Here is a 17,487-nt window from a genome sequence, read left to right on the forward strand (position 1 = left end):
TTCAGAAAATGGAACGCACAAATCTATGAAAAAATTTACTTAAAGTGAATCTTTAATCAGTGAAACTTTCACACGTTCCCCATTAAATGAACATTTCACCAATCTTTGTTTTGATAGGCTATGGATCCCTCGCTCAAACATTTCGGTTTTAACTTCCATTTTGAAGTAAGCCTCCCACAGCCTATTGCTGTCGCACAGAAAATATTTGTTAACACGTGATAAAAAAGCTTAAAATAATCGGTGAGGATTGTAACATCCCCACCGATTTCAGTGCCTCTCTATTACATGTCCACAAAGAACTTTTTATACCATACTAAGAATACATAGGCTGTCCAAATATAACGCGCACGATTTGCTTTACCTGTATAATGCTCATCTAAATAGCCGACTAATTGCTTTGTATCGAAAAACTCATTGGCAAAGTCAGTTGTAAACATTTCTTTAACCATATTATAATATTTCTCTTCACGTAACCAATGGCGAATCGGTACTGGGAAGCCAAGCTTCGGACGTTTTGCCCATTCCTCTGGCAATTCCTGATGTGCAGCCTGACGTAGTACATATTTTGTATCAATATCATTGACACGGTATCTTGATGGAATATTTTTCGCTAATTCCATCACTTCTTTATCTAAAAATGGTACACGTAGTTCAATCGAGTGTGCCATACTCATTTTATCTGCCTTTAATAAAATATCGCCAGGCATCCAAAGGTTTAAGTCTAAGTATTGCATTTTTGTGACATCGTCATCACCAGGCACTTCATCATAAATGCGCTTTGTAATCGACTTAACGGATGGCGCATTTTTATAATCTGGCTTTAATACATGAATAGCATCTACTTCATCCCAAACAACCGCTTCCCCAATAAAGCGCTCCTCTACTGTTTGGCCGCCTTTGACAAGGAAGTTCGTATAGGCATTTTTCGGTAGAGCTTCTGCAATACCACGTAGCTTTTTACGTAAGCCTTGTGGAAGCTTTTCATACTTTTGCATTCTGCCTGAGTTTTGATACCAAGAATAGCCACCGAAAATTTCATCAGCACCCTCACCTGATAGTACAACCGTTACATCTTTAGAGGCAAGCTCTGATAAGAAGTAAAGCGGTACAGAAGATGGATTGGACTGTGGCTCATCCATATGCCATTGAATTTTCGGTAAAGCCTCAAAGCACTCTTCTGCTGTAATATATTTACGTTCATTCTGAATATTTAATTCATCTGACAATGCCTTTGCATGATGTGTTTCATTAAACATATCCTCGTAGTCTGCAAAGCCCACTGAGAAAGATTTATCAGGGCGCAATAAAGAAGTAATATAGCTTGAGTCAATACCACCTGATAAGAATGAGCCAACTTTTACATCACTAATTTTATGTGCCTCTACAGATTCTTTCACTGTTGAACGTATATCCGCGATATATTTGTCAATTGGCGCTTCCTGTGCATGGAATTTTTTATCCCAATATTGGACAAGCTGTTTTTGACCATTTTGAATCAGCATATAGTGTGCTGGTGGCAATTTAAAAACGCCTTTAAAGAATGTTTCATCCATTGCAGAATATTGGAATGTTAAATAAGGGCGCAATGCCTTTTTATTTAATTCCTTAATAAATGAAGGATGTGGTAAAAATGATTTAATTTCCGATCCGAAAATAAATGTACCGTCTGTTGTATGCTCAGAATAATACAATGGCTTAATCCCAAAGCCATCACGAGCAATAAACTGTAAATCATTCTTTTTATCCCAAATACAGAAGGCAAACATTCCACGTAGCTTTTTCACAAAATCTACGCCATATTCTACATAACCATAAATAAGAACTTCACTATCAGATTGTGTTTTAAATGTATGACCTTTTTCAATTAGGTCTGCACGTAGCTCCTGGAAATTAAAAATTTCTCCATTAAAAACAAGCACAATATTGCCGTCTTCACTATATAATGGTTGATTCGCTACTTCTGATAAGTCAATAATACTTAATCGACGAAAACCTAATGTTACTTTATCGTCACTGTGAATACCACCGCTATCTGGTCCACGGTGAATAATTGTATTCATCATATTTTCAATTGTTTGATGATGATCAATCACATTTGTTCCATTAATATAACCAATAAATCCGCACATTCTATTTTTCACCTCATAATTTAGTGCATAACCTTTACCATAATAGCATGAAAAGACATTTATTTCATTCCGACAATCCAATTGTATAACAAAATGTTTATGTTTCACTCTACTATAAGCGACTCTTCATCTTGAGAGAAGAGATAAAAAATTATAAAGCACTTTTCTCTTATTTTCAATGCGAAAGAAGCCCTCCCTTCTATAGACTTCATGTATAATAGGAAAAGTTCCTAATTTGAACAGAAAGTGAGTTTCTAACTATGTATGATGTAATTGTAATTGGTGGCGGTCCATCTGGCTTAATGGCGGCAATTGCGGCAGGAGAGCGTAACAAGAAGGTATTATTGCTAGAAAAAGGCGCAAAGCTTGGCAAAAAGTTAGCTATTTCTGGCGGTGGGCGCTGTAATGTCACAAATCGTTTGCCTGTTGAAGAAATCGTCAAACATATCCCTGGTAACGGTCGTTTTCTTTATAGCCCGTTTACCGTTTATAATAATGAAGATATTATTACATTTTTTGAAGGGCTCGGTGTGGCATTAAAGGAAGAGGATCATGGACGTATGTTCCCTGTATCCAACCGTGCACAGGATGTTGTGGATGCACTAATCCGTCAGCTTCAACATTTACATGTCGAGGTGCGCTTGCATACAGCCGTTAATAAACTCTTAATGGATGATGAAAAAATTTTAGGTGTACGCTTTGCAGATGGCACTGAAATTCGCAGTCAGGCGGTCATTGTTGCTGTTGGTGGAAAAGCTGTACCACAAACAGGCTCAACAGGCGATGGTTACCCATGGGCAGAGCGTGCAGGTCATACTGTCACAACATTATTTCCAACAGAGGTTCCTGTTACCTCCAAAGAGGGCTTTATTCAAACACGTGAACTACAAGGGCTAGCATTACGAGATGTCGCTGTATCCGTGTTAAACAACAAAGGGAAGGTGCTTGTCACCCACCAAATGGATATGCTATTTACCCATTTCGGCTTAAGTGGTCCTGCTGTTTTACGCTGTAGTCAATTTGTTGTCAAGGAATTGATGAAAACAGGCTATGAGCCAGTCACAATGCGTATTCAAACGCTCGTGAACTATAATGAAGAAACGTGTCTGCAATACTTAAACAAGCTTATAAAGGCAGAGCCAAAAAAAGCTGTGAAAAATATTTGGAAAGGCATTGCTCCTGAACGTTGGCTATTATTTTTATGTCAACGAGCAAATATTGATGTCCAGCTAATAGGTGCTGACTTGTCCCAAGAGAAAATGCGTCAGCTAGCACGTTTACTCGTCAACTTTACATTTACAGTAAATGGCACACAATCTCTTGAGAAGGCGTTTGTCACAGGTGGTGGTGTTTCCGTCAAAGAAATTGAGCCAAAAACAATGGCTTCTAAGAAAAAAGCGGGCTTGTTCTTCTGCGGTGAAATTCTCGATATTCATGGCTATACAGGTGGCTACAATATCACCTCCGCCCTTGTAACAGGTCGCATTGCAGGTATGCATGCAGCATTATAATATAAAGAAGCGTGTCCTAAAAAGAATGGACACGCTTCTTTAGCTTTCACCTGACATATATACTTCTTCAAATGGCTGGATAATCACAAAACCTTCTCCTGAAAATGCCATTTGGATCGATTCACCACTACCACGACCAATAAATGTACGGAAGCTAATATCTGTTTTAAACTCAGGTGTTAAATTGCCTGACCATGCAACCGTTGCATGTGGGTCTGTATAGACCGTTTCCCCCGGCTTTACTAATAATGTTAATGGCTCAAAATGTGTTGTAATGGCAACTTTGCCTTTACCTTGTAATGTGACATTAAATAGGCCACCTGACATAATCCCTGCCATTTTTCGCATTAAACGTATATCCCATTCAATGCTAGGCTCAAATGCTAATAAATCATTACCGTTGACGCAAAGACTTTCATTGTTTAAATCAAAAACAGTAATTTTCTTTCCTTGGTCTGCTAAATATAGACGACCTTTTCCGCTCGCTTTCATTAATTGCGTGCCTTCACCTGTTAATGCCTTTTTAAACATTTTACCAAGCCCATGCTCCAGTACACGCTCACGTTCAAATTTAATATCACCTGTATAGGAAATCATTGCACCCATTTTAGACCAGACATCACCATTTAAATTAACCTCTAATACGCGTTCTGTTTCTAACTCAAAATAATCGTTCTCATTATCATCCTGCTGTGTTTGACGAACAAATTCATTTAAAGAAAATTTCCCCATAATAAATCCCTCCCTAATTACCTTATATACGTTCATTTTTAGAAAAAGATTCAAGTTTTTATGCTGATAGAATTGACAATCAATAATCACTGTTATATATTAGTTATTAATTGTTATATAACAATATTGATAAAAAAAGACCATATAAATGCCCCTGTAGTAGGACATCTATATAGTCTTGATGCTTATTGTGTTGTTGACACATTTCCAACATTTTGTGCCGCTGCTTTTAACGCTGCTTGTTTGCGTACGTTTGCACGTAATGTAATAGAAATAATTAAGGAAGCAGCAATTAATCCTGCAAATACATAGAAAACAGGAATATAACTACCATAAGTATTTTTAATCGTATTTACTAACAGCGGTCCAAAAATACCACCTAATGACCAAGTTGTTAATAAATAACCATGAATCACACCAAGTTGCTTCGTGCCAAATAAATCACTTGCAAATGCAGGTAAGTTTGAGAAGCCACCACCATAGCAACTAACAACTAAGAAAATAAGTGCTTGGAAAAGTATAACGTTTGTTGTATGTGGTAAAACAATAAATGTAATTAACTGTGCTGTAAAGAAAATAACAAAAACGTTTGAGCGACCAATATAGTCAGACACAGCAGCCCAGATTAAGCGGCCACCACCATTAAATAACCCCATGATGCCTACCATTGCTGCAGCTCCTGCCACTGATAGACCAACAATTTCCTGCGCCATTGGAGAAGCAACAGAAATCATCATAATACCTGCTGTTACATTTACTAAATGCATCGACCATAGCATCCAGAAATGCTTTGTTTTTACAGCTTCGCGCGCTGACATGACAGCTAAATCTTTTTTGACAACCGCTTTGCCGTTTTCAGCCGCAGCCTTCATATTTGCTGGCATATAACCAGGCTTAGGCGGTGCTATATAGGAAGCCCCTAAAATCATTAACGTGAAATAACTTGCCCCTAAAATAAAGTATGTAGTAGAAATGCCAACTGCCTCCATTAAGTTAGCTGCAACGGGTGCTGTAATAAGCGCACCTGAGCCAAATCCAAGTACAGCCATACCTGTAGCTAAACCACGGCGGTCTGGGAACCATTTTACGAGTGTCGATACAGGCGCAATATAGCCAATCCCCATACCTAATCCACTTAAAACACCATATGTTAACCAATACATTACAACCGAATCCATTGCAATCGCTACGCCTGCACCAGCTTGTCCTGCTCCAAACAGCACAGCTGCTACCATCGCAGATTTACGTGGTCCCATTTTTTCTACTAAACTACCAAATAAAGCAGCTGCAAAACCTGCAAGCCCCATCATAATTGTAAAGGCAACCGTTACGTTCGTTTCACTCCATCCCATTTCTGTAACAATCGGTAGCTTATACACACTGTATGCATAGGCTCCACCGATTGAAAGATGAATCGCAATTGCAGATAATGCAATTAACCATCTATTTTTATTCATAAATTCTCATTTCTCCCCTCTTTTGCTACCTGTGAAAATTCTATGAACGTCCATGTAAAACAATTTACCATTAAGAATTATTCAAATGCAAGATGTTTTTCTAAAAAATATTATTTCTCCAAAAAGTATTTTATTTTCCAATCACTCATATCTATCATTAAAACCTAACAGCCTCTAAGTATAACGATGTTTATCTAACAAAAATTACAACATTTTTTAGATAATATTACTTTTCCACTCTATTGTATAAATTCTATGTAATTATATTAAAATAATTAATTCTGTGTATATTTTCACATACTATCACAATTTATTTATCTTCTTGTATATAAATTTTAGTGCTATTTTCTTTCATCGCGAAAATTCATCAATAAGAAATATTAGGAATAAAAGAGAATTTTAACTCACAAAGAAATAATTTTTATCATGATAAACGAACGTAAAAAAACAAAAAGAAATGATTTATCAACCTTTTAAGGGATTTGCAGGAAAATAAATTATCTCTATACTTTGTATATTCAATAATAATGAATATTTATTGTTATTTTTTTATTATTCAAATATATATATTTTTAAACAATCCGCTATAAGCAACGATATTCATATTATTAAAAATTGCTATTTAGTTAGCCGCACAAGCTTTCTTATATTGATTTGCTTATTTATGATTCTTTTCGCATTATGCGCGAAAACTGTTATACTACACAATTAAAAATAGTTCCTTTCAATCAATATTGTATTACAACAAATGATTCATTTATGTTAATTTATAATAGAACGAAATGCTTCATGTATATAAAGAGGTGATAATTTGTTTAAAGGAGTATCCAGCGTCCTATGAAAAATATTTCACTACGATTAAAAATGTTTATTTTTTCATTTATTATTGTTATTTTCTCGGTTGCCACAAGTGGAGCCATTATGATTCATAATCTTGCTGGAGCGCTTGAAAAGGAATTTGGTGCACGAGCCATCGCAATTGCAAGAACCGTATCTCAGCTGACAGATGTTCAAAACAACGTGGGAAAGCCTGCGGGTTTTACTGTTATTCAGCCCATTGCCGAGCGCATTCGCCTAACAACGGATGTAGATTATATTGTCATTATTGATATGAACCGTATTCGCTACTCACACCCTTCTGAAAAACGACTTGGCACAGTTTTTGAAGGAGGAGATGAAATCGAAGCATTTTCTCAGCATGAGTATATATCAAAGGCACGGGGTGTTTTAGGCTATTCCGTCAGAGCATTTGTACCTATTATGAATGAAGAAGGTACAAAGCAAGTGGGTGTTACTACCGTTGGACTACTTGCACCAAAATGGTATGACCTTGTTGAGGAATATCAGCTCGATATATTGATGTCCCTTTTTTGGGGATTAGCAATTGGATTAGGCGGCTCTGTATTGGTTGCCAACCATTTAAAACGACAAACCCTTAACTTAGAGCCATATGAAATAGCTCGTTTAGTGGAAGAACGCTCTGGTATTATTCAGGCAATGGATATTGGTATTTTAGCTACAGATGAACATGCAAATGTCACCTTTATTAATGGACTCGCAAGACAGTATACGCATTTCTTTGGGCATCAAATTTCAAGAAAGACTTTATTTAAAGGAACTTGGCTGGCAGAGGATATACTTCAACAGCATGAAGCTTATCGACCACTTTTAATGTTTGACCAAATGTATTTAGTACGCACCTTCCCTATACGCATTATGGAACAAAATGCTGGCTACCTTATTATGCTAACAGATCGCAAAGAAGCTAATATGTTAGCGGAGGAATTAACAGGCATTAAAATACTTGTGGATTCATTGCGTGCCCAGCAGCATGAATATATGAATCGCCTACATAGCATTGCAGGATTAATTCAATTGGAACGGGATACAGAGGCATTAAGCTTAATTATTGATGAAATAACAGATGAGGAGGAAATTATTCAAAGCTTACATGATAAGATTCACGACTATTCTATTCAAGGTTTATTACTTGGTAAATTTTCACGTGCAAAAGAGCTTGGTGTAGAGCTAACTATCGATGACAGCTCAATGCTTGTTGATTTTATCAGCGGCTTTTCCAGCGGAGATATGATAACCATTATCGGTAATTTATTGGACAATGCCATGGAAGCTTGCTTTGACCGTACACATAAAGATGTTCATCTTACATTGATTGGCAATAAGCGCCATCTATTTATTGAGGTACAAGATAGTGGAAAAGGAATTGCTGGCAGACCAGAGCGAATTTTTGAGTATGGCTTTAGTACAAAAGGAAAAAGCGGACATGGTATTGGGCTTGCTCTTGTTAAACAAATTGTTGAATCGAATAATGGAGTGATTCAGGTAGAGTCAACCGTCAACATTGGAACAATTATTACAATCGAAATAGGGGTGACTGAAGAACAATGAGTAATCTTTCCGTATTTATCGTAGAGGATGATCCAATGGTACTTGAAGTAAATAAAGTTTTTTTAACAAGATTGAACGGTTTTCAGCTTGTAGGTGAATCTGTAAATGGACATGATGCCTACCAACAAATTCTAAAAAAACAACCGAATTTGGTTTTATTAGATATGTTTTTACCAGATATGACAGGCATGGAGCTATTTTTAAAACTTCGTGCAGAGCGTATCCCCTCTGATATTATTATGATTACTGCCGCAAGAGATGCACCTACAGTACAGGAAGCACTTCGATTAGGGGCTATTGACTATCTTATTAAGCCTTTTCGCTTTGAACGATTTGAAAGAGCTCTGCAACAATATAAAAACTCTACGAAAAAGCTTCAAAGCTCACAAACATTTCGCCAAGAGGATATCGATCAATGGCTTGGTATCCAGCTTGAATCATTAGAGCTTCCAAAAGGGTTAAATGAGCTAACAATGCAGCAAATTCTTGACTATTTAACAACACACCAAACAGCCATTACTTCTGAGCAGCTTGCTCAAAATGTTGGAATGGCTAGAGTGACTGTACGAAAGTATTTAGATTTTTTAGCGACAAAGGGAACTGTAAAAATTGAATTACAGTATGGAGCAGTTGGTCGTCCAACCAAATATTATTCTATTAAATAATTAACAATCTGCCTTTTCCTAAAGCTCTATTGACAATCGCATAGGAAAAGGCAGATTCTTTTTTTATTTATTAGCATATCTGTTTTGTAACAGTTTATTAAAATAGCAAATTGTTATATACCATAAATACCAAAATGTTCATTAAAACCATAATATTGAGTATTGAATGGAATAAGCTACAATAAAAACTGTTCACATCTTATAGTATTAGGAGTGAATTTATATGTGGATCAATCGTTTAATATACATTTCTGTTAGCGTTCTCATTTTGCTGACAATTCTGCTAGTTTCATGCCAAGAAGATTTTTACCCTACTGATAATGAGCAGTTAAGTCATGAGGAACAAATCGTTATTCGATTTTCGCATGTAGTTGGTGAAAACACACCAAAAGGCATGGCAGCCTTAAAATTTGCAGAACTAATTAAAGAACGTAGTAATGGCTATATCGAAGTTCAAGTGTTTCCAAATGGTGTTCTTTATAAAGATGGCGAGGAGCTAAATGCACTATTACGTGGTGATATTCAAATGATCGCCCCTGCTATTTCAAAAATTACAACACTTGTACCGGAATGGTCTGTTATGGATTTACCTTATGCATTTCAAAATGCAGATGAAGTTCATACATATGTTGAGAGTGATGTTGGTCAAGCATTAATGGCTAAATTAAATGCCCATAATTTATTGCCAATGGGCGTGTGGGATAGTGGATTTAAGCAGCTTAGCAACAGCATTCGACCAATTAAAGCTGTGCAAGATTTAAAGGGCTTGCGTGTAAGAATTATGCCTAGTGATATTTTAGATGAACAATTTTCGATTGTTGGCGCCTATCCGAAACGTATTGATTTTAATACTGTTTTTCACCAGCTCCAAAAAGGCAATGTTGATGGTCAGGAAAATACGCTAACGAATATTACGAGCAAAAATTTATATTCGTTGCAAGACTATTTAACAATTAGTAATCATGGCTATCTTGGTTATTTACTATTAATGAACCATGAATTTTGGAACTCCCTTCCAGAGGATGTGCAAACATTATTAATTGAAACATTAGAGGACGTACAACAATACGAATGGCAGCTTGCAGAGGATTTAACAATGGAGCGGCTAGAAGAAATGGAAGCATGTAATTGTATCCAAATTCATCATCTATCTGAGAAAGAGATGGAGGAATGGGCAGCTGCCTTTGAGCCTGTCTATCACTATTACACAAATAGCTATGGCAAAAAGTATATTCAAGCACTTCCAAAAAATCAATCACAGCACTAACTTGGGTTCAAAAGGGCAACCTTTTAACTATAATCATAACATTTAGGGGGATATGTAATGAAAAAATGGCTTCTTATGACACTGATGGCTGTCCTAGTGCTTGCATTAGCAGCTTGCGGTGGCGGTGACAAAAAAGAAACCTCTGCTCCAGCAGCAGAAGGTGATGGTGGTTATACAAAGGAAAAACCACTTGTCATTAAGTTTTCACATGTAACATCAATTGATAGTGTTAAAGGAAAAGCAGCAGATGCATTTGCAAAATTAGTAGATGAAAAAACAGAAGGAAAAGTAAAAGTAGAAGTTTACCCTTCCTCTCAATTATATGGTGATAATGATGAATTAGATGCATTGGTATCTGGTAATGTTCATATGATTGCGCCTTCTGTAACAAAAATGGTAAAAATCGACCCACGTTGGCAATATGTTGATATGCCATATCTTTTTGAAGACCAAGAGCATGTTCGTAAGTTCTTTAATTCTGATTTAGCAAAAACACTTTTAGAATCTGATCAATTAGCAGCGAACGATATTAAAGGTTTAGCTTTCTGGGAAAATGGCTTTAAGCAATTTTCAAATAACAAGCATCCACTTGTGAATGTCGAAGATTTTAAAGGCTTAAAGTTCCGTGCACAGGCTGGAAAAGTGCTAGAAGCACAATTTAAAGCATTAGAGGCTGGCTCTGCCACAATCGCATTCGGTGAAACATATGCAGCATTACAGCAAGGCACAGTAGATGGTGCGGAAAATCCATTTAATAACTTTGATACACAAAAATATCAAGAGGTACAAAATTATCTTTCAGTATCTGAACATGGTCGTCTAGATTACGCGATCTTTGTGAATAAAACATTCTGGGAAAGCATCCCTGCTGATTTAGCAGGAGCAGTTGAGGAAGCTTTAGCTGAAGCAACACAACTAGCTTGGGATTTAGCAACTGAGGAAAATGAAAAATCATTTGAAAACATTAAAAACTCTGGTATTGAAGTAACGGAGCTTACTGCTGAACAAAAAGAAGCTATTAAAACTAAGCTTGAGCCAGTATATGAAGAATTTACTGATGTGATTACAGAGGAATTAATTAATGGTATCCGTGATTTAAAATAATATTCATTTTGACAATAAGAATCTGCTATATTTTCATAGATTAGCGCTGTTAATAATCAGAATATACAGAAAATAGATTGTTCCAGCCCTCCTATAAAATCTCTACAGATTCTTTTTTTATAAATCGCTTACATTCATCTTGTATAAACGGGTGCTAAGATATCGCAATAAAGCACCCGTTTTAAACTTTAACTAAAGGAGGCAACAATATGAAGGCCTTATATAAGCTTTGGGGCTACTTAGAGGAAATCCTTGCTGGTATTTTTTTTATAGCAGGTATTGTACTTATTTTTTATGGTGTCCTTATGCGTTACATATTCAATGAACCACAAGCATGGGTAGAGGAATTAGCACGTTATGCAATTATTTGGGGTACATTTTTAGGCTTTGGCTTAGCCTTAAAGCATAATCAACATATCCAAGTAGATATTTTATACGATAAATTAAAGCCTTCAATGAAGCGTCTACTAGATTTAGTGGCAACAGGCTTAAGCATTGTTTTTTGTGTTATTTACACCTATTACGGCTTTATTTTAGTGGAAAATCGTTATACATCTGGCATGGTATCACTTGATATTGGCATACCAATGTGGATTGTCTATTTAGTTTTACCACTTTCAGGTATTTTATTTTTACTAAGGTTCGTAGAAAGATTAGTGAATATTCTACGAGGAAAGGATGAAGAATATGCTAATCCTCTTACTTAGTTTCTTTTTATTACTATTTTTACGCGTACCTGTTGCGATTAGCTTAGCACTCTCAACAATTTTTGTCCTCTTCCAAGTTGATTTTAATATGAATATGGTTCCACAGCGTGTTTTCACTGCATTGGATTCCTTCCCAATGATGGCAATTCCAGGATTCGTTCTTGCTGGAGTATTGATGGCACGTGGTGGTATTTCAAAATATTTAATTGAGGCTTTACGTGCATGGATTGGACATCTTCCAGGTGGGCTTGCAGTTGTAACTATTGTTGCCTGTGCTATTTTTGCAGCGATTTCAGGTTCTTCACCTGCTACAGCCGCAGCAATCGGCTCTATTATGATTCCTGCTATGATTTCAGCAGGCTATAAAAAACGTTACTCCATGGGGCTGGTAGCTGCTGGTGGCACATTAGGGATTTTAATTCCACCAAGTGTTCCATTAATTATTTATGGGATTACATCAGAGCAATCTATTGGTGAATTATTTATGGCTGGGGTTATTCCTGGTTTAGCTTTAACAGGGATTTTAATTATTGCAGCCATCGTATATGCAAAGCGTAATGGCTTTAAAGGAGATGAGCCAGCTTCTTGGGGAGAACGTGGTCGTAAATCCTTAAAAGCAATTTGGGGTGCATTTTTACCTTTTTTAATTTTAGGAACAATTTATTCAGGAATTGTTACACCAACTGAATCAGCCGTTATTGCTGTGTTCTATGGTCTTATCGTATCATTATTTATCTATCGTGAAATGAAGCTAAAAGACTTCCGTGAAGTATTAGTAGAATCTATTAATATTACAGCGATGATTTTCTTAATTATTGGTGCGGCTTCATTATTCGGCTTATATTTAACAAATGCACAAGTACCACAGCAAGTTGGGGCATGGATTGCTGAAAGTGATATGAACAAATGGATATTTATGATTATTGTTAATATTTTATTCTTTGTAATGGGCATGTTCCTAGAGGCTGTTTCGATTATTTTAATCACTTTACCAATTCTTCTGCCGATTCTTGCACATTTTGACATTAATTTAATTCACTTTGCGATTATTATGACGATTAATATGGAATTAGGTATGATTACTCCACCAGTAGGGTTAAATCTCTTTGTTGTTAGTGGTATTGCTAAGGAGAAGCTTGGTGAGGTTGTCAAAGGCGTTATTCCATTTATTATTTTAATGATTATCTTTTTAGCATTAGTTGTGTTAATTCCACAATTATCACTATGGTTACCAGAGCAAATGAAGTAAGAGAGGTTTCTTATGGAAAATTTCACAAAAGGGTATTCCATGAAAGATCGACAATTTTGGGTAATTGTTATGAGCCTAGGTGGAGCTTCGGTATTTGTTTTTGCAGCAATGTACTCAGTACAGCCCCTGCTCCCCTTTTTTACAGAGCAATTTCAAATTTCGGTTTCCTATGCAAGCCTATCCATGTCTATGACGACGCTTTCTATTATTATTGGCTTAATCGTTTTAGGGTTTTTATCTGATCGCTATGGACGTTTACCATTTGTACGGTTTTCCATTCTTTTAACGATTATTCCTTTTCTTTTAATGCCGTTAACAGACTCATTTGCGGTTATTATTTTTTTACGATTTATTCAAGGCTTTGCTATTGCAGGCGTTCCCGCAGCAGCACTTGCCTATATTAGTGAGGAAATCCATCCACAATCAATGGGGCTGGCGACAGCGCTATATATTTCCTGCAATGCACTAGGTGGAACAATTGGGCGTTTAATGATGGGCTATCTAACAGAAAATAAATCTTGGGAGATAGCCTTTCTCTCTTTAGCCCTTTTTGGTAGTATCATTTTTATTATTGTTTGGTTAACACTTCCTAAATCAAGAAACTTTACAATCCATCGTCGTTATATCCGAGAAGATTTACATGGATTTTGGCTGCATTTAAAAAATCCCTACTTATTACTTCTTTTTGGCTTCGGCATTATTTTGCAATTATCATTTACAGGTATGTGGTCGTTTATTCCCTACTATTTAGTAGAACCACCATTTTTACTATCCTTAAAAATGATTTCCTTTATTTTTTTAGCGTATGGCTTAGGTATTATCGGCTCTCCGATTGCCAATGCCCTTGCCAATAAAGTAGGTATTGCTAAAATTAGAACAATCGGTGTGCTTTTATTAGTAGGTGGTATTTTATGTACAGTAAGCACCTCCCTTGCGCTCATTGTTGTTGGGCTTTGTATTGCCTGTTTAGGTTTTTTCACAACACATTCCCTAACATCTGCAACTGTAAGTCGAACAGCCAGCCACCAAAAGGGACTTGCCTCAAGCTTATACCTTGTTTCGTATTATATTGGTGTTGCTGCAGGAAGCAGCCTACTTAGTCCAATATGGCTACATTTTAAATGGCACGGTATCGTCATCATTACAGTTCTACTGCCTATTATTTATCTATTCTTTTTAAATTACACCTTACACAAAAAGATGCCCTAAAGTTATTTTAAGGCATCTTTTATTTATTAAATATACATCAGAAGCAGAATAAGCCCAGGGATAGCTATTATAACCCAAGCAATTGATAAGTAATGTCTTTTTTCCTCTCTACCATAGTGATAATCTATAAAAATAGAGCTAATCACAGTAATGATAAGGTAGCTACCAATTACTGCTGTATAGAGAAACCAATTGGTTAGTAGCATCATTATTGGCATGACTGTATTACAAATCTTAATTATTCGTGTAGCGCGTTGATGTGCGGTATTCGCATAGCCCTTTGGTATATTAAATTTTTTCCTTACCAATTTTTCAATTAACCATGTGCCCAACAGCAAAACAATAAGAAATGTAAAAAGATTGCCCATCGTGAATTCCTTTTTATTTTCATCAATATGGACTAAAAATGTAGCTATCATCTCTGGATCATTGACAAGATAGACGGATTGATGTGTGTAATCCTTTAGCAGTAATTGTTGATCGTTAACCATAATTTTTAACTTGACAGCCTGCCCACTCTCAAAGGCTACCCATATATCCATCGTATTAAAGCCAAATAAATCATACTCCTGTACCTGTGTGGCAGTAGCCTGTTGTAATAATTGCTGTAATACCTCCGTATCTGCGGTAGTTTTAAAAATATCCTGCCCTATTACCCAACCTGGTCTGCCAGCTTGAAATGATGTTTCTTTTCCATTTTGAGCTACTGTATACATTGTAATCTCGTGTTGCTGTGCCAATTCAATAACGGAAGCCTGTTGACCATTATCGGTCTGCTTAAACGGCTCTGTTATGATTAACAAGAAGAACAGCACAATTGCCCCAGCCATAATAATTGGATATTGCCAATTCTTTGTTGATTGCTTGTTTTGTCGAGCCTGCTCCAAAATATCCTTTTGTAAAGCTTTTGAAAATCTTGGTGCTTCGCCAAGCTCCTTATCTAACTTATTTTTAAAAGCTGTCATCCTCTAACACCTCCCATTCATGCTCATCTAGTAGCTCATATAGCATTTTTCTTGCTCGATGCAATCTTGTTTTCACCGTATTTTCTGTGCTTCTAAGAATATCTGCAATTTCTCGAATTTTTAATTCCTGATAATAATAAAGAATGACCACTTCTCTGTATAAAATAGGAATCTGAAATAATACGTTTGTCAATGTTTTACGCTCATCTATTTCCACTAACGCTTTCTCTGGTGTGCGTTTACTTACACCAATATGGAATTTTTCCAATAAGAGATGTCGTTTATTTTTCCAGCTTCGAAGATAATCATGACTTTTATGTACAGTAATTTTCACTAAGTATGTTTTTAAGGATGCTCTTTGTTCAAAACGTTCTTGCTGATGATAATAGGCAAGAAATACATCCTGCACAATTTCCTCAGCCATCGCCCAATCCCTTACATATAGATAGGCAACACGCAAACAATATTCCCCATGTTCCTCCATAACGGCTGCTAAATGCTCACTCACCCAAACACCTCCTGTTCACTCTATAGTCGTAGTTACTTAATAGCTGGTTTCATAAAAACAAAAAATAATTACTTTTAGTACAGTAAGTTTATTGAAATCAACAAACATAATATCGCAAAAGCTTCACACACTAAAAAAAGTTTCTATACGGTGAGCATATTTTTCCCTTATCTCTTGAAGTACAAGTAAAAAAACTGGTATAGTGAGATTGTTTGTCTGACGTCTGACTAATAAAATACTCTAACTATTCAATAATTGAAATTGGCGTATGTTATGAGTGATAGTTATGAATTCGAGCACTCACAATTATTATCTATACTGATGGAGGAACTTATGAGGTACTTAATATCCTTTTGTGGATTACTACTCGTTTTTGCTTTAGCGCTGTTAGTAAGTAAAAACAAAAAAGAAATAAAATACAAAAATATCGTACTGATGTTAGTGATTCAATTTCTCTTGGCAACTCTACTTCTCAATACAACAATTGGCTATGTGCTAATTAAAGCCATTACAAATGTCTTTGACCATTTATTATCATACGCAAATGCGGGCATTTCATTTGTTTTTGGAGGTTTAGCAAACCAAGGAGAGTCACCTTTCTTTCTCACTGTCCTATTACCGATTGTCTTTATATCTGCGTTGATCGGGATTTTGCAGCATTTTAAAATTTTGCCGTTCTTTATGACATGGGTTGGCTTCTTACTGAGTAAGATTAATGGCATGGGGAAATTGGAGTCCTACAATGCTGTTGCCTCTGCAATGGTCGGTCAGTCTGAAGTTTTTATTACAGTGAAAAAGCAATTAGATAAGCTTAGCCCACAGCGTATGTACACATTATGTGCATCAGCGATGTCAACGGTCTCTATGTCTGTTGTTGGCGCCTATATGACAATGATTGAGCCAAAATATGTTGTCACAGCTATTGTCTTAAACTTATTTGGTGGATTTATTATTGTTTCCATTATTAATCCATATAAGGTTGAAGAAAATGAGGATATTTTAACAATTGAGGATGAGCAGAAGCAAGCTTTCTTCCAAATGCTTGGAGAATATATTATGGATGGCTTTAAAGTCGCCATTATTGTTGGTGCTATGCTTATCGGTTTTGTCGCCTTAATGGATGGCATTAATTCCTTATTCGATATAGTAATTGGTGTGTCTTTCCAAGAAATATTAGGCTATATCTTTGCACCCATCGCTTTCTTAATGGGTGTGCCATGGGCAGATGCGATTACTGCTGGCGGCATTATGGCAACGAAATTAGTGACAAATGAATTTGTCGCGATGATTAGCCTTGGAGAGATCACTGATTCCTTGAGTGAGCGTACATTGGGCATTATTTCTGTCTTTCTTGTATCCTTTGCAAACTTTTCATCTATCGGCATTATCGCTGGAGCCGTAAAGGGCTTGAATGAAAGGCAAGGAAATATCGTTGCTCGCTTTGGCTTAAAATTACTCTACGGCGCAACACTTGTCAGTATCTTAACAGCTATTGTTGTTGGTTTAATTATTTAAGTTACATCTCAATACTATAAAACATGTCCACCACCTAATTCATGTTGGGTGGTGGACATG

Annotated in this window: 14 protein-coding genes; 9 read left to right on the forward strand and 5 right to left on the reverse strand. The window is 36.3% G+C overall.

All coding sequences use genetic code 11. The annotated features are described in order from the left end of the window. Positions 1-281 precede the first annotated feature (281 nt). Entirely contained in the window at positions 282-2,129 is a 1,848-nt protein-coding gene (asnB, locus tag ACIQVU_RS06610; RefSeq protein WP_340808606.1) for an asparagine synthase (glutamine-hydrolyzing), read from the reverse strand. Positions 2,130-2,389: 260 nt separating this feature from the next. Here asnB and ACIQVU_RS06615 point away from each other — a divergent pair, with 260 nt between their 5' ends. Further along, entirely contained in the window at positions 2,390-3,640 is a 1,251-nt protein-coding gene (locus ACIQVU_RS06615) for a BaiN/RdsA family NAD(P)/FAD-dependent oxidoreductase (protein ID WP_402894497.1), read from the forward strand. A 39-nt stretch (positions 3,641-3,679) separates the two neighbouring features. Here the strand turns inward: ACIQVU_RS06615 and ACIQVU_RS06620 are convergent, their stop codons facing one another. Beyond that, complete coding sequence (locus ACIQVU_RS06620) at positions 3,680-4,372, reverse strand: AIM24 family protein (protein ID WP_340806998.1); 693 nt, start codon at positions 4,370-4,372, stop codon at positions 3,680-3,682. Between the two features lie 185 nt (positions 4,373-4,557). Next, positions 4,558-5,829: an L-lactate MFS transporter gene (locus ACIQVU_RS06625; protein ID WP_340807000.1), complete on the reverse strand. Its 1,272-nt coding sequence runs from the start codon at positions 5,827-5,829 to the stop codon at positions 4,558-4,560. An 837-nt stretch (positions 5,830-6,666) separates the two neighbouring features. Between ACIQVU_RS06625 and ACIQVU_RS06630 the strand changes: the two genes are divergently transcribed. From ACIQVU_RS06630 to ACIQVU_RS06660, 7 genes are all read left to right on the forward strand, one after another. Next, positions 6,667-8,238, forward strand: a complete 1,572-nt coding sequence (locus ACIQVU_RS06630) for an ATP-binding protein (protein WP_340807001.1) — start codon at positions 6,667-6,669, stop codon at positions 8,236-8,238. Next, on the forward strand, positions 8,235-8,903 hold the full coding sequence (locus ACIQVU_RS06635) for a response regulator (protein WP_340807003.1): 669 nt from the start codon (positions 8,235-8,237) through the stop codon (positions 8,901-8,903). Before ACIQVU_RS06630 ends, ACIQVU_RS06635 begins: the two co-directional genes overlap by 4 nt. Positions 8,904-9,126: 223 nt before the next feature. Further along, positions 9,127-10,170 (forward strand): DctP family TRAP transporter solute-binding subunit, encoded by a 1,044-nt coding sequence (locus ACIQVU_RS06640; RefSeq protein ID WP_340807004.1) that lies wholly within the window; start codon positions 9,127-9,129, stop codon positions 10,168-10,170. 57 nt (positions 10,171-10,227) lie between these two features. After that, complete coding sequence (locus ACIQVU_RS06645) at positions 10,228-11,274, forward strand: DctP family TRAP transporter solute-binding subunit (RefSeq protein ID WP_340807006.1); 1,047 nt, start codon at positions 10,228-10,230, stop codon at positions 11,272-11,274. Positions 11,275-11,483: 209 nt separating this feature from the next. After that, complete coding sequence (locus tag ACIQVU_RS06650) at positions 11,484-11,981, forward strand: TRAP transporter small permease (RefSeq protein WP_340807007.1); 498 nt, start codon at positions 11,484-11,486, stop codon at positions 11,979-11,981. Then, positions 11,962-13,230 carry a TRAP transporter large permease gene (locus ACIQVU_RS06655; protein WP_340808607.1) on the forward strand — a complete coding sequence of 423 codons (1,269 nt, stop codon included), beginning with the start codon at positions 11,962-11,964 and terminating at the stop codon, positions 13,228-13,230. The genes ACIQVU_RS06650 and ACIQVU_RS06655 overlap by 20 nt, the downstream gene beginning before the upstream one ends. A gap of 12 nt (positions 13,231-13,242) precedes the next feature. After that, positions 13,243-14,439: an MFS transporter gene (locus tag ACIQVU_RS06660; RefSeq protein WP_340807008.1), complete on the forward strand. Its 1,197-nt coding sequence runs from the start codon at positions 13,243-13,245 to the stop codon at positions 14,437-14,439. Between the two features lie 26 nt (positions 14,440-14,465). Here the strand turns inward: ACIQVU_RS06660 and ACIQVU_RS06665 are convergent, their stop codons facing one another. Both ACIQVU_RS06665 and ACIQVU_RS06670 read right to left on the reverse strand, forming a co-directional pair. Beyond that, complete coding sequence (locus ACIQVU_RS06665; protein ID WP_340807009.1) at positions 14,466-15,404, reverse strand: DUF4181 domain-containing protein; 939 nt, start codon at positions 15,402-15,404, stop codon at positions 14,466-14,468. After that, positions 15,391-15,912 carry a sigma-70 family RNA polymerase sigma factor gene (locus ACIQVU_RS06670; protein ID WP_340807011.1) on the reverse strand — a complete coding sequence of 174 codons (522 nt, stop codon included), beginning with the start codon at positions 15,910-15,912 and terminating at the stop codon, positions 15,391-15,393. The genes ACIQVU_RS06665 and ACIQVU_RS06670 overlap by 14 nt, the downstream gene beginning before the upstream one ends. 333 nt (positions 15,913-16,245) lie before the next feature. On the opposite strand from ACIQVU_RS06670, the gene ACIQVU_RS06675 reads away from it, so the two are divergent. Then, on the forward strand, positions 16,246-17,427 hold the full coding sequence (locus ACIQVU_RS06675; RefSeq protein WP_340807012.1) for a NupC/NupG family nucleoside CNT transporter: 1,182 nt from the start codon (positions 16,246-16,248) through the stop codon (positions 17,425-17,427). The last annotated feature ends 60 nt before the right edge of the window (positions 17,428-17,487 follow it).

The sequence above is a fragment of the Lysinibacillus sp. NPDC098008 genome, assembly GCF_044760715.1.
Lineage (GTDB): Bacteria > Bacillota > Bacilli > Bacillales_A > Planococcaceae > Lysinibacillus.